The organism is Pseudomonas sp. C8002 (genome assembly GCF_013385765.1).
Lineage (GTDB): Bacteria > Pseudomonadota > Gammaproteobacteria > Pseudomonadales > Pseudomonadaceae > Aquipseudomonas.
The window spans coordinates 18,265-38,028 of record NZ_JACAPJ010000004.1; the positions used below are offsets into that span (position 1 = coordinate 18,265).

General features: G+C 60.6%; 16 protein-coding genes and 1 other RNA gene. 10 read left to right on the forward strand and 7 right to left on the reverse strand.

All coding sequences use genetic code 11. The annotated features are described in order from the left end of the window. Positions 1–14 precede the first annotated feature (14 nt). Together xdhB and xdhA are read right to left on the reverse strand one after the other, a co-directional pair. On the reverse strand, positions 15–2,414 hold the full coding sequence (xdhB, locus tag HX814_RS05485; RefSeq protein ID WP_003219089.1) for a xanthine dehydrogenase molybdopterin binding subunit: 2,400 nt from the start codon (positions 2,412–2,414) through the stop codon (positions 15–17). Next, positions 2,407–3,855 (reverse strand): xanthine dehydrogenase small subunit, encoded by a 1,449-nt coding sequence (gene xdhA / locus HX814_RS05490; RefSeq protein WP_102368369.1) that lies wholly within the window; start codon positions 3,853–3,855, stop codon positions 2,407–2,409. Before xdhA ends, xdhB begins: the two co-directional genes overlap by 8 nt. A gap of 280 nt (positions 3,856–4,135) precedes the next feature. Between xdhA and HX814_RS05495 the strand changes: the two genes are divergently transcribed. The 6 genes from HX814_RS05495 to ffs all read left to right on the forward strand — a co-directional run bounded on the left by HX814_RS05495 (position 4,136) and on the right by ffs (position 13,397). After that, on the forward strand, positions 4,136–4,795 hold the full coding sequence (locus HX814_RS05495; RefSeq protein ID WP_177015383.1) for a GntR family transcriptional regulator: 660 nt from the start codon (positions 4,136–4,138) through the stop codon (positions 4,793–4,795). Positions 4,796–4,797: 2 nt separating this feature from the next. After that, positions 4,798–8,286: a chromosome segregation protein SMC gene (smc, locus tag HX814_RS05500; protein ID WP_003219082.1), complete on the forward strand. Its 3,489-nt coding sequence runs from the start codon at positions 4,798–4,800 to the stop codon at positions 8,284–8,286. 259 nt (positions 8,287–8,545) lie between these two features. Further along, positions 8,546–9,397, forward strand: coding sequence for a cell division protein ZipA (gene zipA, locus HX814_RS05505; protein WP_003219080.1), 852 nt, complete (start codon positions 8,546–8,548; stop codon positions 9,395–9,397). 87 nt (positions 9,398–9,484) lie between these two features. Further along, on the forward strand, positions 9,485–11,842 hold the full coding sequence (gene ligA / locus HX814_RS05510) for an NAD-dependent DNA ligase LigA (RefSeq protein ID WP_003219078.1): 2,358 nt from the start codon (positions 9,485–9,487) through the stop codon (positions 11,840–11,842). 162 nt (positions 11,843–12,004) lie between these two features. Beyond that, positions 12,005–13,168, forward strand: a complete 1,164-nt coding sequence (locus tag HX814_RS05515; RefSeq protein ID WP_177008135.1) for a putative zinc-binding metallopeptidase — start codon at positions 12,005–12,007, stop codon at positions 13,166–13,168. Positions 13,169–13,300: 132 nt separating this feature from the next. After that, positions 13,301–13,397, forward strand: an RNA gene (gene ffs / locus HX814_RS05520) — signal recognition particle sRNA small type. 105 nt (positions 13,398–13,502) lie between these two features. On the opposite strand, the gene HX814_RS05525 is transcribed toward ffs, so the two are convergent. Together HX814_RS05525 and HX814_RS05530 are read right to left on the reverse strand one after the other, a co-directional pair. Beyond that, positions 13,503–14,090 (reverse strand): hypothetical protein, encoded by a 588-nt coding sequence (locus tag HX814_RS05525; protein ID WP_177008134.1) that lies wholly within the window; start codon positions 14,088–14,090, stop codon positions 13,503–13,505. 14 nt (positions 14,091–14,104) lie between these two features. Beyond that, positions 14,105–14,638: a hypothetical protein gene (locus HX814_RS05530; protein WP_003219072.1), complete on the reverse strand. Its 534-nt coding sequence runs from the start codon at positions 14,636–14,638 to the stop codon at positions 14,105–14,107. A gap of 284 nt (positions 14,639–14,922) precedes the next feature. On the opposite strand from HX814_RS05530, the gene HX814_RS05535 reads away from it, so the two are divergent. Both HX814_RS05535 and HX814_RS05540 read left to right on the forward strand, forming a co-directional pair. Then, a complete protein-coding gene (locus HX814_RS05535; RefSeq protein ID WP_177008133.1) occupies positions 14,923–15,969 on the forward strand; it encodes an N-acetylmuramidase family protein in 1,047 nt (348 codons plus the stop codon). A gap of 1 nt (position 15,970) precedes the next feature. After that, the gene (locus tag HX814_RS05540) at positions 15,971–16,585 is read left to right on the forward strand and encodes a hypothetical protein (protein ID WP_003219069.1); all 615 of its coding nucleotides are present in this window, start codon (positions 15,971–15,973) and stop codon (positions 16,583–16,585) included. A gap of 39 nt (positions 16,586–16,624) precedes the next feature. Here the strand turns inward: HX814_RS05540 and HX814_RS05545 are convergent, their stop codons facing one another. Then, positions 16,625–17,488 (reverse strand): LysR family transcriptional regulator, encoded by an 864-nt coding sequence (locus HX814_RS05545; protein WP_003219067.1) that lies wholly within the window; start codon positions 17,486–17,488, stop codon positions 16,625–16,627. Positions 17,489–17,585: 97 nt separating this feature from the next. Here HX814_RS05545 and HX814_RS05550 point away from each other — a divergent pair, with 97 nt between their 5' ends. Beyond that, positions 17,586–18,554, forward strand: a complete 969-nt coding sequence (locus HX814_RS05550; RefSeq protein ID WP_003219065.1) for a DMT family transporter — start codon at positions 17,586–17,588, stop codon at positions 18,552–18,554. Here the strand turns inward: HX814_RS05550 and HX814_RS05555 are convergent. Beyond that, positions 18,468–18,839 carry a VOC family protein gene (locus HX814_RS05555; RefSeq protein ID WP_177008132.1) on the reverse strand — a complete coding sequence of 124 codons (372 nt, stop codon included), beginning with the start codon at positions 18,837–18,839 and terminating at the stop codon, positions 18,468–18,470. The genes HX814_RS05550 and HX814_RS05555 overlap by 87 nt on opposite strands. A 151-nt stretch (positions 18,840–18,990) precedes the next feature. Next, the gene (locus tag HX814_RS05560) at positions 18,991–19,305 is read right to left on the reverse strand and encodes a helix-turn-helix domain-containing protein (RefSeq protein ID WP_003219061.1); all 315 of its coding nucleotides are present in this window, start codon (positions 19,303–19,305) and stop codon (positions 18,991–18,993) included. A 306-nt stretch (positions 19,306–19,611) separates the two neighbouring features. Here HX814_RS05560 and HX814_RS05565 point away from each other — a divergent pair, with 306 nt between their 5' ends. Beyond that, positions 19,612–19,764, forward strand: a complete 153-nt coding sequence (locus HX814_RS05565; protein ID WP_177008131.1) for a hypothetical protein — start codon at positions 19,612–19,614, stop codon at positions 19,762–19,764.

A 19,764-nucleotide genomic window follows, 5' to 3' on the forward strand; every position in this document is an offset into this window, starting at 1 on the left:
GGCAGCGCCTCGGTCTAAAGCGAAGCCAGCTCGGTTTCCGTTTCCACAGCTTTTGCAGCGGTCAGTTGGCGCATCTGCTCACAGCCCCACAACACCCGCTCCGGCGTCGCCGGTGCATCGATCTTCGGCTGATGGCGATAGTCACCCAGGCTCGCCACGGCGTCCTTGATCGCACACCACGAGGCAATACCGAGCATGAACGGCGGCTCACCCACGGCCTTGGAATGGAACACCGTGTCTTCCGGGTTCTTGCGGTTTTCCACCAGCTTCACCCGCAGGTCCAGCGGCATGTCGGCCACCGCCGGGATCTTGTAGCTGGCCGGGCCGTTGGTCATCAGCTTGCCCTTGTTATTCCACACCAGCTCTTCCATGGTCAGCCAACCCATGCCCTGGATGAAGCCGCCTTCGACCTGGCCGATGTCGATGGCCGGGTTCAGCGAGGCGCCCACGTCATGCAGGATGTCGGTGCGCAGCATCTTGTACTCGCCGGTCAGCGTGTCGACGATCACCTCGCAACAGGCCGCGCCGAACGCGAAGTAGTAGAACGGCCGCCCACGTGCCTGGCTGCGGTCGTAGAAGATTTTCGGGGTCTTGTAGAAGCCCGTGCTGGAGAGCGACACCTGGGCGAAATACGCCTGCTGGATCAGCGCTTCAAAGGTCAGGATGTGATCGCGGACCCGCACATGCCCGTTGTGGAATTCAACGTCGGCTTCGCTGACTTCATATTTGCGCGCGGCAAACTCCACCAGGCGCTGCTTGATGGTTTCGGCGGCATTCTGTGCGGCCTTGCCGTTCAGGTCGGCACCGCTGGAAGCCGCCGTCGGCGAGGTGTTGGGCACCTTGTCGGTGTTGGTGGCGGTGATCTGCACGCGGTCGATTTCCACCTGGAAAATCTCGGCCACTACCTGCGCGACCTTGATGTTCAACCCCTGGCCCATCTCGGTGCCGCCGTGGTTCAGGTGGATGCTGCCGTCGGTGTAGATGTGGATCAGCGCACCGGCCTGGTTGAGGAAACTGGCGGTGAAGGAAATGCCGAATTTTACCGGCGTCAGGGCCAGGCCTTTTTTCAGGATCGGGCTGTTGGCGTTGTAGCGACGGATCGCTTCGCGGCGCTCGAAATACTGGCTGCTTTGTTCGAGTTCGGCGGTCATCTCTTCGAGCATGTTGTGCTCGACGGTCTGATAGTAGTGGGTGACGTTGCGCTCGGTCTTGCCGTAGTAGTTGGCCTTGCGCACGGCCAGCGGGTCGAGGGCCAGGTGCCGGGCAATCGCGTCCATCACTTCTTCGATGGCGACCATGCCTTGGGGGCCGCCGAAGCCACGGTAAGCGGTATTGGAGGCGGTGTTGGTCTTGCAGCGGTGGCCGTTGACGGTGGCGTCGCCCAGGTAATACGAGTTGTCGGAGTGGAACATTGCGCGGTCGACAATCGAGTTCGACAGGTCCGGTGAGCAACCGCAGTTGCCCGCCAGGTCCAGGTTGATGCCGTGCAGCCGGCCACTGTCGTCGAAGCCTACGTCGTACTCGATATAGAACGGGTGGCGCTTGCCGGTCATCAGCATGTCTTCGACACGCGGCAGGCGCATTTTGGTCGGCTGGCCGGTGAGGCGTGCGACCACCGCACACAGGCATGCCGGGCTGGCGGCCTGGGTTTCCTTGCCGCCAAAACCACCGCCCATGCGGCGCATGTCGACCACGATTTTGTTCATCGATACGTCGAGTACTTCGGCCACCAGCTTCTGTACTTCGGTGGGGTTTTGCGTGGAGCAGTAGACGATCATGCCGCCGTCTTCGGTGGGCATCACCGAGGAGATCTGGGTTTCCAGGTAGAAGTGTTCCTGGCCGCCGATGTGCAGGGTGCCCTGGATACGGTTCTTCGCGGTCGCCAGTGCGCCCGCCGAATCACCGCGCTGGTGGGTGTGGCTGTCGAGCACGAAATGTTTTTTGCGAAACGCCTCGACCACGTCCAGCACCGGCTCCAGGTCTTCGTATTCGATCACAGCGGCCATCGCCGCCTTGCGTGCGGTTTCCAGGTCGCGGGCGGCGACGGCCAGCACCACCTGGCCGACGAACTGCACGGTGTCGATGGCCAGCAACGGGTCGCCGGGCATCAACGGGCCGATGTCTTTCAGACCCGGCACGTCTTCGTGGGTGATGACGATGCGCACGCCTTCAAATGCATAGCAGGGGGCGGTGTCGATGCTGAGGATCTTCGCGTGGGCGCGGTCCGACATGCGTGCGTAGAGGTGCAACTGGTTGGGAAATTCCAGGCGGTCATCGATGTACTGCGCTTCGCCCGAGACATGCTTGGCGGCGCTGTCGTGCTTGACGCTGCGACCGACGCCGCTGGTCAGGTCCTTGGCAAACAGTTCGGCGAGTTCGGCCTGGGATTTTTCCACGGCGTGATGGTTAGACATAAGCGGTCACCCGAGTCTCGATGTGCGGCGTTTGCAGTTCGATGAAGTATTTGCGCAGCAGGTTCTGTGCGCTGAGCAGGCGGTATTCCTTGCTGGCGCGGAAGTCCGACAGCGGGGTGAAATCCTCGGCCAGGGCCGCGCAGGCTTTTTCCACGGTGGCGGAATTCCAGGTGGCGCCGTTCAGTACGGCTTCGCAGTTCTTCGCGCGTTTTGGGGTGGCGGCCATGCCGCCGAACGCCACGCGGGCATCGTCGATCACACCGTTAGTGATCTTCAGGTTGAAGGCCGCGCAGACGGCAGAGATGTCATCGTCCAGGCGCTTGGAAACCTTGTAGGCACGGAACAGCGGCACGCCTTTGGGTACGATGATTTTCTCGATGAATTCGCTGTCCTGGCGGGCAGTGACGCGGTAGTCGATGAAATAGTCTTCCAGCGCCAGGGTACGGCGGGTGTTGCCCTTGCACAGCACGATCTGCGCACCGAGGGCGATCAGCAGTGGTGGCGAATCACCGATGGGCGACGCGTTGCCGATATTGCCGCCCAGGGTGCCCTGGTTGCGGATCTGCAACGAGGCGAAACGGTGGAGCAATTCGCCGAAGTCCGGGTATTCGTGGTTGAGCGCGCTGTAGCAATCGGACAGGGGAGTGGCGGCGCCGATTTCCAGGCGGTCGTCGAAGCTTTCGATGCGCTTCATCTCTTCGATATTGCCGACGTAGATCATCACCGGCAGCGTGCGGTGGAACTGGGTGACTTCCAGCGCCAGGTCGGTGCCGCCGGCCAGCAGCCGGGCTTGTGGGTAAGCGTCGTAAAGGTCCGCCAGGTCGGCGACGGTCAGCGGCACCAGGCAGCGTTTGTCGCCGCTGTTCAACTCGCCGGTTTGCGTCGGGGCGATGGCTTTCAGGCGGGCGATGGTGTCGGCCTGGCGACTGTCGAACTGGTCCTGGGGCTTGTTGCAGCAGGCCTGTTCGGCGGCCGCAAGAATCGGGCGATAGCCGGTGCAGCGGCAGAGGTTGCCAGCCAGGGCTTCGTGGGCCTTTTGGCTGTCGGGTGCATCACTGTTTTTTTGCAGGGCGAACAGCGACATCACAAAGCCCGGGGTGCAGAAGCCGCATTGCGAACCGTGGCACTCCACCATGGCCTGTTGCACGCTGTGGAGTTGGCCCTGGTGCTTGAGGTCTTCGACGCTGATCAGTTGTTTGCCATGCAGGGACGAGACAAACGTCAGACACGAATTGAGGCTGCGATAGCGAATCTGCTCGGCGCCCTGATCGTCGGTGTGCAACTCGCCGACTACCACGGTGCAGGCGCCACAGTCGCCGCTGGCGCAGCCTTCCTTGGTGCCGGATTTGCCCAGGTGCTCACGCAAATAGTTGAGCACGGTCAGGTTCGGGTCCAGGGCGTGCTCGCTACGGAGCTCCTGGTTTAGTAAAAACTGGATCACGGAAGGCCTCGCAGACTCATTATTGTTGTTAACCGCTTTGCGCCGAATCTAGTCATGTCTGACTTTTCGGTCAACGATTTTCTGACCGAAAGGTCAAGAAAATGCGATATCAACATCCTTAATTATGGTCCAGTTCTCTGGAACCGCCGTTTTTGGCGGCTTCTGGACTTTAATGGCTGCTTATTTCATGCCAAATTCCGCTCTGTGGGCCGTACGCCATCAACCGGCAAGTGCGCTACACTGCCGCGCTTGTACCGATAGAAGATTTTGAAGGGAAAACATGACGTTCAAGGCGCCGGATAGTCTTGCCGAGCAAATCGCTCACCACCTCGCCGAACGTATCATTCGCGGCGATCTCAAGCCTCGGGAGCGGATCCAGGAGCAGAAGGTCACACTGGCGCTGAATGTCAGTCGTGGTTCCGTGCGCGAAGCCTTGCTGATCCTCGAGCGCCGGCACCTGATTGCGATCCTGCCGCGCCGTGGCGCCCACGTCACCGAGCTGACAGCCCACAAGGTGCAAAGCCTGTGCACGCTGATGGGCGAGCTGTACATCCTGCTGGGCAATGCGGTCGCCGCCGGCTGGCAGACCCAGGCCGACATGGCGCCGTTCGTGCAAATCCAGCAGCGCCTGATCGCCAGCTTCGAACGCCAGGACATCCGCGCCTTCGTCGAAGAGAGCTTCAACGTGATGCGTGCCGCCTATCCGTTCGCCAACAACCCGTACCTGCAGGAAACCGTCGAGAACCTGCAGCCGGCGATGAACCGCGCCTATTACCTGGCGCTGGATCAGCGCAAGGCGTCCATGAGCGAGTACCTGGTGCTGTTCGAGCAATTGCTCGCCGCCGTGCTGGCCCGTGACCTGCCGCAGATTCGCCTGGTGCTCTCGGCCTACGGCGAGCGCAGTTGCTCGCTGGTCATTGCTGCGTTGGCGGAAGCCTAAGCGTGCGGCTCAAGTGCATCAAACTGGCGGGGTTCAAATCCTTCGTCGACCCGACCACGGTGAACTTCCCCAGTAACATGGCGGCAGTGGTCGGGCCCAATGGCTGCGGCAAGTCGAACATCATCGACGCCGTACGCTGGGTGATGGGCGAGAGCTCCGCAAAAAACCTGCGTGGCGAGTCGATGACCGACGTCATCTTCAACGGCTCCACCAGCCGCAAGCCGGTGAGCCAGGCCAGCATCGAACTGGTGTTCGACAATTCCGACGGCACCCTGGTGGGCGAGTACGCGGCCTATGCGGAAATCTCCATTCGCCGCAAAGTGACCCGCGACAGCCAGAACAGCTACTTCCTCAACGGCACCAAGTGTCGCCGCCGGGACATCACCGACATCTTCCTCGGTACCGGCCTGGGCCCGCGCAGCTATTCGATCATCGAACAAGGGATGATCTCCAAGCTGATCGAAGCCAAGCCCGAAGACCTGCGTAACTTTATCGAGGAAGCGGCCGGCATCTCCAAGTACAAGGAACGCCGCCGCGAGACCGAAAACCGTATCCGTCGCACCCATGAAAACCTCGCCCGCCTGACTGACCTGCGTGAAGAGCTGGAGCGCCAGTTGGAGCGCCTGCACCGCCAGGCCCAGGCGGCCGAGAAGTATCAGGAATACAAGGGCGAGGAGCGTCAGCTCAAGGCGCAACTGTCGGCCCTGCGCTGGCAGGCGTTGAACGACCAGGTAGGCCAGCGCGAAGCGATCATCGGCACTCAGGAGATCAGCTTCGAAGCCTTGGTGGCCGAGCAGCGCAATGCCGACGCCAGCATCGAGCGCCTGAGGGACGGTCACCATGACCTGTCCGAGCGCTTCAATCTGGTGCAGGGGCGCTTCTATTCGGTGGGCGGCGACATCGCCCGGGTCGAGCAGAGCATCCAGCACGGCCAGCAGCGTTTGCGCCAGTTGCAGGACGACTTGAAAGAAGCCGAACGCGCGCGCCTGGAAACCGAATCGCACCTGGGCCACGACCGCACCTTGCTGCTGACCCTTGGGGAGGAGCTGGACATGCTCACTCCCGAGCAGGAAGTCACCAGCGCCGCTGCCGAGGAAGCCGCTGCGGCCCTGGAAGAATCCGAAACCACCATGCACGCCTGGCAGGAGCAGTGGGACACGTTCAACCTGCAATCTGCCGAGCCGCGCCGCCAGGCTGAGGTGCAGCAGTCACGCATCCAGCAACTGGAAACCAGCATGGAGCGCCTGGCCGAGCGTCAGCGGCGCCTGGTGGAAGAGCGCGTGCTGCTCGCTGCCGACCCGGAAGATGCAGCGATCCTCGAACTGAGCGAGAAACTCGCCGAAAGCGAAATGACGCTGGAAGAGCTGGAAGCCAGCGAAGAACAACAAGTGGAGCGCCTCGAGCAATTGCGTCAGCAACTGCAGCAGGCGACCCAGGCACAGCAGCAGGCCCAGGGCGATTTGCAGCGGCTCAACGGCCGGTTGGCCTCCCTGGAAGCCTTGCAGCAAGCGGCGCTTGACCCGGGCACCGGCACGGCTGAATGGCTGCGTGACCAACACCTGGCCGAGCGTCCGCGCCTGGCCGAAGGCCTGAAGGTTGAAGCCGGTTGGGAGCTGGCGGTGGAAACCGTGCTCGGCGCCGACCTGCAAGCGGTGCTGGTGGATGATTTTGGCGGGTTTGACCTGGCGGGTTTTGCCCAGGGCGATCTGCGTTTGCTCAGCCCGGCGGCGGACGGCACTCGCGTGCCGGGCAGCCTGCTGGATAAAGTGGAGGCGGCGATTGACCTGTCGCCGTGGCTCGGCCAGGTCAAGCCGGTCGACAGCCTTGAGCAGGCCCTGGCCCAGCGCGGCCAGTTGGCCGCCGGGCAAAGCCTGATCAGCCGTGATGGCTTTTGGGTCGGCCGGCACTTTTTGCGGGTACGGCGCGCCAGCGAAGCGGAAAGCGGCGTATTGGCCCGTGGCCAGGAAATCGTCAACCTGACCGCCGAGCGCGAAGAGCGCGAAGCCACACTCGAGTCCCTGGAAAACCAGCTGCAAACCCTGCGCGCCACCCAGCGCCAGCAAGAGACCGGCCGCGAACACCTGCGCCGGCTGTTGCAGGACGAAGCGCGCCAGCAGGGCGAATTGAAAGCCCAGCTCTCGGCGAGCAAGGCCAAGGTCGAGCAACTGACCCTGCGCCGCACCCGGCTCGACGAAGAAGTGGCGGAGATGGGCGAGCAACGCGCCCTCGAACACGAACAAGTCGGCGAAGCACGCCTGCAATTGCAGGAAGCCCTCGACAGCATGGCCCTGGACACCGAGCAGCGCGAGTTGCTGCTGGCCCAGCGCGACAGCTTGCGCGAGCGCCTCGACCGGGTGCGCCAGGAAGCTCGCCAGCACAAGGATCATGCCCATCAATTGGCCGTGCGCCTCGGCTCCCTGCGGGCGCAGCACGACTCCACGCGCCAGGCCCTTGAGCGCCTGGAAATGCAGTCCGAACGCCTGACAGAAAAACGCGAGCAACTGAGCCTCAACCTGGAGGAGGGCGAGGCCCCGCTGGAAGAGCTGCGCCTGAAGCTTGAAGAGTTGCTCGACAAGCGCATGACCGTCGACGAAGAGCTCAAGACCGCCCAGATCGCCCTGGAAGACGCCGACCGCGAACTGCGCGACGCAGAAAAACGCCGGACCCAGGCCGAGCAACAGTCGCAACTGATCCGGGGCCAGCTCGAACAGCAGCGCATGGAATGGCAGGCCCTGACGGTGCGCCGCAAAACCCTGCAAGACCAGTTGCTGGAAGACGGCTACGACCTGCACGGCGTGCTCAATACCCTGACCGCCGAGGCCAACGAGAAAGAAGCCGAAGAAGAACTTGAGCGGATTGCCGCGCGCATTCAACGACTCGGCGCGATCAACCTCGCGGCCATCGACGAGTACCAGCAGCAGTCCGAGCGCAAACGTTATCTGGATGCGCAGAACGCCGATCTTGTCGAAGCGCTGGACACCCTGGAGAACGTGATCCGCAAGATCGACAAGGAAACCCGTAATCGCTTCAAAGATACCTTTGATCAGATTAATGGCGGTTTACAGGCGTTATTCCCGAAAGTTTTCGGTGGTGGCAGCGCTTACTTGGAACTGACGGGCGAAGATCTACTCGATACAGGGGTAACGATCATGGCGCGGCCTCCGGGCAAGAAGAACAGCACCATCCATTTGTTGTCTGGTGGCGAGAAGGCACTGACCGCATTGGCCCTGGTATTTGCGATCTTCAAGTTGAACCCGGCGCCGTTTTGCATGCTCGACGAAGTTGACGCCCCGCTGGATGACGCTAACGTTGGACGGTACGCCCGACTGGTTAAAGAGATGTCCCAGACGGTGCAGTTCATCTATATCACCCACAACAAGATCGCCATGGAAATGGCCGATCAATTGATGGGCGTGACGATGCACGAGCCGGGCTGTTCGCGATTGGTGGCGGTGGATGTCGAAGAGGCGATGGCGCTGGTGGAATCCTGAGCCGCAGGTCGAAGGAGGATTTTCAGCAGGACGTAAGGTGATTTACCGGTCTGGGAAAAGTGGCAAATGGACATATTTGTTCAAGGCATTTTGACAGACGGTGTAAAGTTATCTTTGGTCGTGCTAGTTTAATGTCAAATTTTCGTATGCGTGGGCAAAACGTCATTCAGAACATAGAGTTGGCGCCACGTTTTAAAGCGGTTTGCACGGTGCTAAACCCCTTATTTTTCAGCATTTTTTATTAGAGGCACGGGATTACATGGAAATCGGTCTGCGCGAGTGGCTGATCGTCATCGGCATTATTGTCATTGCCGGTATTCTTTTTGATGGCTGGCGCCGGATGCGTGGCGGCAAGGGCAAGTTGAAATTTCGCCTGGACCGCAACCTGTCCAATTTGCCGGACGACGACGGCAGCGCCGAGCTGCTGGGGCCACCGCGTGTCCTGGACAACCATAAAGAACCGCACCTGGACGAGCACGACCTGCCGTCGATGAGCGCACCGGTGCGTGAAGCCCGTGAACCCAAGCGCGGCAAGCGCAGCGCGGCCAGCGAGCCATCCCAGGGCGACCTGAACCTGGACCTGGAAGAAGGCCCGAGCTTCAGCAGCCGTGATGACGACTTCCCGGATGAGTCCCCGGCCAAGAGCGCCCATAAAGAATCCGTCAAGGACCAGCCGGCTGCCGAAGAGGTGCTGGTGATCAGCGTGATCTGCCGTGACGCCGCCGGCTTCAAGGGCCCGGCCCTGCTGCAGAATATTCTGGAAAGCGGCCTGCGCTTTGGCGAGATGGATATTTTCCATCGCCACGAAAGCATGGCCGGCAACGGCGAAGTCCTGTTCTCCATGGCCAATGCGGTCAAGCCGGGCATCTTCGATCTGGACGACATCGACCATTTCAGCACTCCGGCGGTGAGCTTCTTCCTCGGCTTGCCGGGCCCGCGTCACCCGAAACAAGCGTTCGACGTGATGGTGGCGGCAGCTCGCAAGCTGTCCCAGGAACTCAACGGCGAACTCAAGGACGATCAACGCAGCGTCCTGACCGCCCAGACCATCGAGCATTACCGTCAGCGCATCGTCGAGTTCGAGCGTCGTGCCCTGACACAGAAGCGCTGAGGTCCAAGCTTAAGCGTTGCCTGTAGAATCCATGCACTAACATATTGAGCAGCTTCGGCTGCTCTTTTGCTTTATGAGAGAACACCCATGACCGCCGCCCACACCCGCATCCTCGAACTGCGCGCTGAACTGGATCAGCACAACTACCGTTACCACGTCCTCGACGAGCCGAGCATTCCGGACGCCGAGTACGACCGTTTGTTCCACGAGCTCAAGGCGCTTGAAGCCGAGCACCCGGAGCTGGTAACCCGTGATTCACCGACGCAGCGGGTCGGCAGTGCGGCATTGTCTGCGTTCACTCAGGTACGCCACGAAATCCCGATGCTCAGCCTCGGCAACGCCTTCGATGAAAGTACCATGCTGGAATTTGATCGCCGGGTGACCGAAGGCCTGGATCTGCCGGTGGGAGACTTGTTTGGCGGCGGCGCGGCGGTGGAATACAGCTGTGAGCCGAAGCTCGATGGCCTGGCGGTCAGCCTGCTGTATCAGGACGGTGAGCTGGTGCGTGGCGCCACCCGTGGCGATGGCACCACTGGCGAAGACATCAGCGTCAACGTGCGTACCGTGCGCAACATTCCTTTGAAACTGCACGGCACCGGCTGGCCGGCGACCCTCGAAGTGCGCGGCGAAGTATTCATGTCCAAGGCCGGTTTCGAGCGGCTGAACGCCACCCAGCTGGAAGTTGGCGGCAAGACCTTCGCCAACCCGCGCAACGCGGCGGCGGGTAGCCTGCGTCAGCTGGACTCGAAGATCACCGCCAGCCGTCCGCTGGAATTCTGCTGCTATGGCGTGACCACGGATATCAGCGACACCCACATCGGCAACCTGCAACAGCTGAAGAAGTGGGGCATGCCCATCAGCCATGAGCTGAAGCTGGCCAAGGGGATTCAGGATTGCCTCGACTACTACCGCGATATCGGTGAGCGCCGCAACGCCTTGCCCTATGAAATCGACGGCGTGGTGTTCAAGGTCAACAGCATTGCCTACCAGCGGGAGCTGGGCTTCCGTGCCCGCGAGCCGCGCTGGGCAATTGCCCATAAATTCCCGGCCATGGAAGAGCTGACCGAGCTGCTTGACGTTGAATTCCAGGTCGGCCGCACCGGCGCTGTGACGCCCGTGGCACGCTTGAAGCCGGTCAAGGTCGCGGGTGTGACCGTGTCCAATGCCACCTTGCACAACATGGACGAAGTGGCGCGCCTGGGCCTGATGATCGGCGACACCGTGATCATCCGCCGTGCCGGTGACGTAATCCCCCAGGTGGTGTCGGTTGTCACCGAGCGTCGCCCGGAAAACGCCCGCGCGGTGCAGATCCCCGAGAGCTGCCCGGTGTGCGGCTCCCACGTTGAGCGTACCCAACTGGTCAAGCGCAGCAAGGGTAAGGAAACCGTCAGCGAAGGCGCGGTATACCGCTGCGTCGGGCGCCTGGCCTGTGGTGCGCAGCTCAAGCAGGCGATCATCCATTTCGTTTCGCGCCGGGCCATGGACATCGATGGCCTGGGCGACAAGACCATCGAGCAACTGGTGGACGAAAAACTCATCGGCTCGCCGGCGGATCTCTACAAGCTCAAGTACGAACAGATCATCGACCTGGAAGGTTTTGCCGACGTTTCCAGCAAGAAGCTGATTGCCTCTATTGAAAACAGCAAGACGCCAACCCTCGCACGGTTTATCTACGCCCTGGGCATTCCCGATGTGGGCGAGGAGACGGCCAAGGTGCTGGCGCGCTCGCTGGCATCCCTGGAGCGCGTGCAGCAGGCCTTGCCGGAAGTGCTGACGTACTTGCCGGACGTTGGCCTGGAAGTGGCCCACGAGATTCACAGCTTCTTTGAAGACAGCCATAACCAGGACGTGATCGGCGCCTTGCTTTCCAGGGAGGAGTGCGGCCTGGAGTTGCAGGAACAGGGCGACCTGAGCGCCGAGTTTGCGGCGAGCACCACGTTGGGCGGCTTTCTCGACAAGCTGCACGTGCCGTCCGTGGGCCCGGGCGCCGCGCAGAAACTCGCCGACAAATTCGGCTCCCTCGAAGGCGTGATCAAGGCCGACTGGCTCGACATGCGCCAGGCTTTGCCGGAGAAGCAGGCCAAGGCCGTCCGGGACTTTTTTGATATTGAAGAAAACGCCCGGCGCGCGCTGGCCATCGAGCAACAGCTCAAGGACTTCGGCATGCACTGGCAGAGTGAGAAGAAAGTCGTCGAAGGCTTGCCCGAGGCCGGTCACACCTGGGTGCTCACCGGCTCCCTGGAACTGATGAGTCGCGATGTTGCCAAGGAAAAACTCGAAAGCCTGGGCGCCAAGGTGGCGGGCTCGGTGTCGGCGAAAACCCATTGCGTGGTCGCCGGGCCGGGCGCGGGTTCGAAGCTGGCCAAGGCCACTGAGCTGGGCTTGAAAGTGCTGGATGAAGAGGCGTTCGTGGCATTTTTGGCCAAGCACAACATCACAGTCTGATGATCGTTCCCACGCTCTGCGTGGGAACGCCGCCCTGGACGCTCTGCGTCCGCTCTGAAAGGTGCGACGCGGAGCGTCACTGGATGCATTCCCACGCGGAGCGTGGGAACGATCTCTCTCGGGCAATGCTCTAGTATTGGCAAGCCCCCCGGAGAGATCGCCATGTACCGCTTCTTCGAACAACTCAGTTCGCGCATCGCCGCACCGTTCATGGCCGAGACCTCGCGCAACAGCAAGGTCTGGCAGTGCCGCTGTGGGCAATCGCTGTTCTTTCGCAACAGCCAGTGCCTGGCCTGCTCGGCGCTGCTGGGCTATCAGCCGGAGCAGAGTCGCCTGTCCTCCCTGCAGCCCGGCCCGTACGCCGATACCTGGCTGCTGGACGCCGACCCTGAAGCCGGCGCATTTCGTCGCTGCGCCAACCTTGACACGCCCGCCGCGTGCAACTGGTTGCTGCCCGCCGACAACGGCCAAGCCTTGTGCGTGGCCTGCAGCCTGAACCGCACTATTCCCGACCTGTCGATCCCCGAAAACCCCGACCGCTGGCGCAAGGTCGAAACCGCCAAGCGTCGTCTGGTGGCCCAACTCATCAGCCTGGGCTTGCAGGTGATTCCCAAGACGGTCGATGAAGACACCGGCCTGGCCTTCGATTTTGTCGGCATCGACCTGGAAGGCAACGCGCCCACCACCGGCCACGCCAATGGCCTGATCACCCTCGACATCAAGGAAGCCGACGACGCCCACCGTGAGAAAATTCGCGTACAGATGCGCGAGCCTTACCGCACCTTGCTCGGTCACTTCCGTCACGAGGTCGGCCATTACTACTGGGACCGCCTGATCGCCAACAGCCATTGGCTGGAGCCGTTCCGCACGCTGTTCGGTGACGAGCGCGCCAGCTACGCCGACGCCCTGGAGCAGCACTACCAGAACGGCCCGCGCCCGGACTGGCAGCAAACCTGCGTCAGCGCCTACGCCACCATGCACCCGTGGGAAGACTGGGCGGAAACCTGGGCGCATTACCTGCACATGATGGACGCCGTCGACACCGCGCTGGGCTTCGGCATGAGCGCCCGGGAGATGGACCTGGATTACCAGCCGTTCCCCCTCAGCACCCTCTACGACCCCAGGCATCCCGGCGGCACGGCGTTCCTGTCATTCGTCAATGCGTGGATCGAACTGGCCGGCATGCTCAACGAACTGTCCCGCAGCATGGGCCAGCCGGATTTCTATCCGTTCGTCCTGCCGCCGGCGGTGATTGCCAAGCTGCACTTCATTCACCTGGTGATCCAGCAAGAGGGCGGTCGGGCGGACGAGGTCGTGCTTTTGTAGGAGCAAGCTTGCTCCTGCAGCCAAGTACTTGAACCATCAGATATTTTTAATCCCGCGCCAACGGTTGTAACTTCCGATGAGATCGGTACAATGGCGCGGCTTGCCGAGAGGCGAGCGTCGTTATGGTGACCCCATCGGTCCCCCCGCAACGATTACCCGTGAACCTGGTCAGAGCCGGAAGGCAGCAGCCACAGCGGGAACATTGTGTGCCGGGGTGTGGCTGGTGGGGTTGCCTCCATAACGCAACCCTCCTTGATTCAAAAAAATACTTTTATGAAGCCCTTCGCTGACAATCGTCATCTGCGAAGCGAATTCTGCTGTTCGCTCATCAGGGTTACTGACGGTACAGCGGGAACTCTCCCATGGCCGGAATCACTTCTGCGCGCAACCTCGCCATGTGCCCGGGCAACTCCTGTCGTGCGGCAGGCGTGTCGGACGGGATGTTCTTGGCAAAGTGGAAGCTGATGATTTGGCCGGTCCCGTTGTCCTTGTAGTATTTGAAGATATTGAACTCAAAGAAGCTGCCGTCCTTGCGTGTGGAGGTCGGATAAAACAGCAGCACGTAGATCGCATCGGTTTTCTCGTCTGAAAACATCTCCACCGGAAGGTTGGGGTATTCCTGTTTGTGGGCCTGCGCGGTCAGGTTGGCAAGATCCCGGGGCTCGTTGCCGGTGCTCTGGGGCGGCGCGAGGCGAAAATCCACCAGTTCGCTCCAGGCGTTGACGCTTTCTGGTGCGAGGAAATACTCCCAGAGCGGAACGTTGCCCCGGGCCTGGTATTTCAGGACGTATGTTTTCCCTGCAAACACCACCGACTTTGTCTCGGCGATCGACGGGCGGGACAGGTCCGGCGGCGCCACAGGCGGTTTGGATGCACAGCCGAACAGCAGCAGGACAGTCGATACCACGATTAGCCAACGCATGGGCACCTCCTGTGTCACGGCTTAGTGCTGTTGATGTGGTCGGCGATGCTGGCGAGCGTTGCGCTCCATTGTGCAACGGTTTGTTCTGAAGGCATTTCTCTCCAGGTCCTGGAAACCTTGTACGTGTCGCCCCCCAATTGATAGGCAAAATGCCTCAAGGTCATGACGTTGCCGTTCGCCTGTGTGCAGATCACCGACCAGCCCATATACGGGGTGCTGGTATCTCCCATGTCAGTCTGGCTGATATGTGTTTTGCAGTTCTTCTCGGCGGCCCGGGTATCGGAATCACGGGCCGCGCTTGGCGGTTGATTCTGGCCCGGCAACACAAACAGGGTGATCTCGTCTTTTCCGGTGTCGGCAGACCACTTGTATCGTTTTACCCCGGCATTCGCGAACGCTGATGCCATCTCGTCATCGTTTTTGGTTTGCCATTGCGGACCTTTTGGCGTTACCGCCTTGAGCAAGTAGCCCGCAAAATCTTCTGCGTGGGTGTTTGGCGAGACGAAGAGCAATCCGCTGATGGCACAGGCAATAAAGGTCGATTTCATGTCAGTCCCTGGACGTCATTGTTAGATGTCAGGACGACAATGCATCCTGCGAAACAGACAGTAGCGCAGGTAGTGGCAAAGTGCCCAGTCCGTTTAAAAATTATTCCTAGGGACGACGTCAGTGAGGGATTGCTCACATCCTTAAAACCTTGCGCTGGACAAGCCAAATTCGCCTTGTTAGTTTGCGCCAGCGACATATTTCTAAATATGTCGGTGGCACATGGATGATATTAAAGTGATGGCGCTTTATGGCTCATCTACTCCAACTAACAAGGATGTCAGTAATGAAAAGCCTGCAAGGGTTGCCCACTCTCATCAGCGCTTCCGTCGGTGCGCCGGGCAAAGCCCGCAACTTGCCCGCCGATGTTCAATGCATCCAGTATTTATTCAACTTGATCATTCCCAAGTTGGGTTTCCCCCTGGCGGAAAATGGCAAGTGCGACGGCCAGTTGGTGCAGTGCATCAGCCAGTATCAGTTCCGCCACCTCAAATACGCGCATCCCGATGGTGTCATCGACCCTACCGGGCGCACCTTCAATAGCCTGATCGAAGAGGCGGTGAAGGTGCCGGTCAAGCCGAACCCGACCCTGCGTATTCCGACGTTCCTCAATGTGTTCGGCAACACCGGCGCGGACATGGTCCAGGCCACGGTCGACCACTATCTGGACCGCATGCGGGCGATGATCGAGGCCGAGCGGCGCAACCGGCAGATGATGCTCCAGGCCGCGTGCGACGGCGGCACGACGCTGACGGATACGGACTTCCAGAACGCTGCCACGCAGTTGGGTAACGGCATTTCCGTCAATATCATCAAGGCCTTTGCCACGGTGGAGTCGGGCGGGCGCTCCGGGTTCGGCCCGGCCAAGTTGCCGGTGATCGCCTTTGAAGGGCACCATTTTCGCAAGTACACCAAGAGTAAATACGACCAGACCCACCCGCTGTTGTCGTACCCCTACGTGAAGAAGGCCGGGCCCCAGTGGAAGGCCAATAACAAGGACCAGACCAAGGCCTGGGAGACCATGGCCACCGCCTTCGCACTGGATCAGGAAGCGGCCTTGAAATCGGCCTCCTGGGGCATGTTTCAGATAATGGGCTCCAACTTCACGGCATGCGGTTATAAAACGGTGTTTGAATTTGTGGTGGCCATGAAGATTAATGCCGGGCATCAACTAAAGGCCTTCCTCGGTTTTTGCAGCCAGAGCCCGGCCCTGGTCAAGGCCATGAAGAACAAGGATTACGCCGCCATGGCGCTGAACTATAACGGCAAGGATTATGGCGACTATGACCAACGCATCAAAAAAGCCTACGAAGCACTTGAAGGGAAAAAATAGAATGCCGTTCAAACGTTGCGTGTCCCGATTGCTGGTTGCCTCTTTCGTGTGTGTTGCTGCAGGTGCGCCGGCGTTTGCCGCTACGCTGCACTCGGGCAAGTACGAAGGGCTGATGCTGGCCGTGACGCCCGAGCATCAGGTGGAGGGGTTTTATGCCGAGGAAATGGGCGAGGGCGTGACCCGCTCGTGCACGTTCTTCCTGCAGGGCAAGGTCGACGGTGCGAAGGCATCGGTGTCGACATGGCTGGATGAGGCCTATCCGGGTACCGTCGCGGCTTCCTCGGACGGTGTGATGCTGACCGTGGAGAAGGGCCGCGAACATCCCGGCTGCATCAACGTGTTGATGCCGGAAATTGCCACCGGCCTGGACCTGACCCAAACCGCTGCCAAGAAATGGATTGGCCTGGTGACCGTTTCGTCCGACAAGGCCTTCCTGCAGAAGACCCCGGACGCCAAGGCCAGCCATCGTGCCTACGTGGTCAAGGACGATGTGGTCGCGGTACTGGCGTTTAAGGATGGCTGGGCCCAGGTCGAGTTCATCAATGGCGAAGGCCGCTCTTCCAAGGGCTGGATCAGCCAGGACCAGTACGCCAGGCTGGTCCCCGCAAAAGGCTGAAGATGCTGCTGCGCCCGCGCGTAGCGGGGCGAAAACCGGTTAGCCGAAAGTCTCCCGCAACAGCCCCGCAAAGGCATCCCGCGCCAGGTGGCGTTGGGTGTCCTTGTGCCAGAACAGCAGGTTATCCACCGCCGCCAATTCGTCGAAGCGGTAGGACGTCAATTGGTTGGCCTGCTCGTAGCGCGCCAGGATGCCTTCCGGCGCCAGTGCCACGCCAATCCCCGCGCTGACGCAGCCAATGATCGTGCCCCAACTGGCATAACTCGCGATGGCAGGCTTGATGTCGTGGGGCTTGAGCCAGTTCTCCAGGGCTGCGCGATACGGGCAGCCTGGCGGCCACACCAGCAGCGTGCGGCCGGCCAGGTCCCGGGCGTCCTCGATGGGTGCGCTGGAGGCGCTGGTAATCAGCACCAGGCGCTCGCTGTAGACCACGCTTTGTTCGAGCTTCGGGCGTTTGCCGCCGGCGGCCACCAGCGCGGCGTCGATGCGGTGATGTTGCAGGTCATCGAGTAACTGCGCCCAGGCACCGGTCACCAGTTCCAGCTCCACTTGTGGATAACGTCGATGGTATTCGGCCAGCAGCGGCGGCAGGCGGCCACTGGCGCTGGATTCCACTGCGCCGATGCGCAGCTTGCCGCGGGGAATCGCGTTGCTGTCGACGGCACGCTTGGACTCTTCCACCAGCGCGAGGATGCGCTCGCAGTAGTCGAGAAACACTTCCCCTGCGGCACTGATCGCCAACCCGCGCCCGGCGCGAATGAACAGCGGGGTACCCAACTCGCTTTCCAGTTGCTTAATGCGTGTGGTGATGTTGGACGGCACGCAGTGCAGTTGCAGGGCGGCCTGGGCCACGCTGCCGGTTTGTGCCACGGCTTTCACCATTTTCAGTTGGGCCAGTTCCATCGCTCAGTTCCAGTGATTACAGAAGTCAGAAACGGTTAATTGTCCTGCGCCTTGCCGGGGCCAAGACTGACGGCATTCCCACTGCTGGACGCCGTTCATGAAAGCCCCGTCACCTGTAAAGCTTACGCTAGTCACTGCCAGCGTCATCCTCTGTTGGGCGTATTCGCCGATTGGCGTGCATCTGGCCTTGCACAGCTACAGCCCTGGCCAGTTGGCCTTGGGACGGTTCCTGATTGCTTCGGTATTGATGGCCGGCGTCGCGTTGGTCATGAGGATCGAGCGGCCACGTCTGCGGGACCTGCCGTGGTTGCTGGTGCTGGGCTTCTTCGGGATTTTCCTGCATCACCTGACGATCAATTTCGGCCAGCAATTTGTCACGGCCGCTGCCTCCAGTGTGCTGGCGCAGTCGGTTCCGCTGTTTACGGTGCTGGTGGCGTTTTTCGGCTTGAAGGAGCGAGTTACCGGCTGGCGCTGGGGTTGCGTGCTGCTGGGCTTGAGCGGGGTGCTGGTGGTGATCTGGGGCGAGCATGGCCTGGGGCAGATTGATCCCCGTGGACTGATGATCCTGCTGGCGGCGTTGTCGTGGAGCCTTTATTTCACCATCCAAAAACACTATTCCCGGCGCTACAGCCCGCTGACCACGGTGTGCTACACGGTGTGGTCGGGCACCTTGCTGCTGTGTGTCTATTTGCCGGGTTTGCCGGCGGTGGTGTCGCAATCATCGACGCAAGCCAATTGGGCGGTGTTGTTGCTCGGCGCCTTTCCCAGCGCCCTGGCGTACCTGGCCTGGGCCTATGTGTTGCGGCATGTCGAGGTCAGCCGCGCGTCAGTGGCGTTGTACCTGGTGCCGCCGGTGGCGATGGTGATGGCCGCCACGCTGCTGGGCGAGCAGGTTTCGCTGCGCGTGGTGCTGGGTGGCCTGATCGTGCTGGCCAGTGTCGGCGCCATCAGCCTCGAAGGGCGCTGGCGCCGCAAGCCGTTACGGGTTCACGGTAAACACCCGCAGGCGGTGACCGTCGGGGTCCTGGGCGACAAAGGTGTAGCCGAAGTCCGCCTCGACCGGTGACTGGATGATGCTCATCCCGAGTTGCGCCCAGCGCGTGTGCAAATCGTCGACCGCTGCGATATCAGCGACGCAGAAACCCGCCTCGCTACCGCCAACCGAGGCTTGGGCCGCAGGCTCCACGGTATGGCGCGACCACAGGCCGAGTTTCACCCCGTTGTCGAGGATGAACAGCGCAAAGGTCGGCCCCAGCTCCACCGGCGGCTTGTCCAGCAGTCGGCTGTAGAGGTTGGCGCTGGTGGCCGGGCTGTCGACGTACAACAAAAAGTAATGGGCAATGCTATTCATGATGACTCCGTGGAATGACGCAGCAATGGCGCGGCTCAGTCCCTAGTCTAAGGGGCTGTCCTGTCAGTTCATGTCAGGAGTCATCAAGCAAAGAGCAGACAGTCAATCTGGCTGTCTGCTCTTTTTATTGCGTGCACGTGTGTTGCGAGCTCTAAGGCTTGGACAAGGCCTGGTCTACCGCTGCGATCAGCTTTCCCAGATCCTTCGGGGTGGCTTTGTGAATGACACCGAACAGATAAGCGCGCTGTTCCTCCTCGTCGACCAGGTCTGCGAAAAAGACTTTCAGCTTCACTCCCAGCGCCTCTGCGAACAAGAACAGTGCCTCGACGCTGGGTGTATAGGTGCCGGTTTCGAAGCGGCTGATGGTTTTAGGGTCAAAACCGGTTTTTTCACCTAGTTCAGCCTGAGTAAGCCCTGCGACCTTGCGGTAACGTCTGATGGCTGGACCCAAACTTGAAATGTGCATCGCTCAATTCCCATTTAGAATCAAGAACTTAACGATAAATCTTAAAATTAGACAACCGCATGTACCATCACCTTTTCTTGCAAAATGTGATGTAATTCGTAGAATCGGCATCTAGGACAAGTATTTGGTGGTCTCGTTTCAGAAGGCAGGTTTATGAAACAGGAAATCATTGCTCTCTCCTTACTCTCATAAATGTGCCCATAAAACGGACGCCTGGCAGGGACTGAAATGTCGCTCGTCAGTGCCACGCTTCATTGCGCCTCACGTGCCGGATACCCGAATTCAAGCCTAGTTGATCATCACTGAATGGATGATGAATTGCTGTGCAAAATCGTGGGTTTGCGTGCCTTTGCGGCCAACCAGCCGATCGACGGCGCAGCCCGACTGGAAATACGAATCCGCCTGTCCTGCCTACCCGGTGGTCGAGAGGGCGATCGAATGCTGTCCATGGAGCTTTAA

Bases quoted from the DNA above. Each gene is read 5' to 3' on its own strand.
- HX814_RS05550 (WP_003219065.1), top strand. From the start codon at position 17,586: ATGAAAGCCCCGTCACCTGTAAAGCTTACGCTAGTCACTGCCAGCGTC.
- HX814_RS05515 (WP_177008135.1), top strand. From the start codon at position 12,005: ATGTACCGCTTCTTCGAACAACTCAGTTCGCGCATCGCCGCACCGTTC.
- ligA (WP_003219078.1), top strand. From the start codon at position 9,485: ATGACCGCCGCCCACACCCGCATCCTCGAACTGCGCGCTGAACTGGAT.
- xdhB (WP_003219089.1), bottom strand. From the start codon at position 2,414: ATGTCTAACCATCACGCCGTGGAAAAATCCCAGGCCGAACTCGCCGAA.
- HX814_RS05555 (WP_177008132.1), bottom strand. From the start codon at position 18,839: ATGAATAGCATTGCCCATTACTTTTTGTTGTACGTCGACAGCCCGGCC.
- HX814_RS05525 (WP_177008134.1), bottom strand. From the start codon at position 14,090: ATGCGTTGGCTAATCGTGGTATCGACTGTCCTGCTGCTGTTCGGCTGT.
- HX814_RS05540 (WP_003219069.1), top strand. From the start codon at position 15,971: ATGCCGTTCAAACGTTGCGTGTCCCGATTGCTGGTTGCCTCTTTCGTG.
- zipA (WP_003219080.1), top strand. From the start codon at position 8,546: ATGGAAATCGGTCTGCGCGAGTGGCTGATCGTCATCGGCATTATTGTC.
- HX814_RS05565 (WP_177008131.1), top strand. From the start codon at position 19,612: ATGGATGATGAATTGCTGTGCAAAATCGTGGGTTTGCGTGCCTTTGCG.
- HX814_RS05560 (WP_003219061.1), bottom strand. From the start codon at position 19,305: ATGCACATTTCAAGTTTGGGTCCAGCCATCAGACGTTACCGCAAGGTC.
- HX814_RS05530 (WP_003219072.1), bottom strand. From the start codon at position 14,638: ATGAAATCGACCTTTATTGCCTGTGCCATCAGCGGATTGCTCTTCGTC.
- HX814_RS05545 (WP_003219067.1), bottom strand. From the start codon at position 17,488: ATGGAACTGGCCCAACTGAAAATGGTGAAAGCCGTGGCACAAACCGGC.
- HX814_RS05495 (WP_177015383.1), top strand. From the start codon at position 4,136: ATGACGTTCAAGGCGCCGGATAGTCTTGCCGAGCAAATCGCTCACCAC.
- HX814_RS05535 (WP_177008133.1), top strand. From the start codon at position 14,923: ATGAAAAGCCTGCAAGGGTTGCCCACTCTCATCAGCGCTTCCGTCGGT.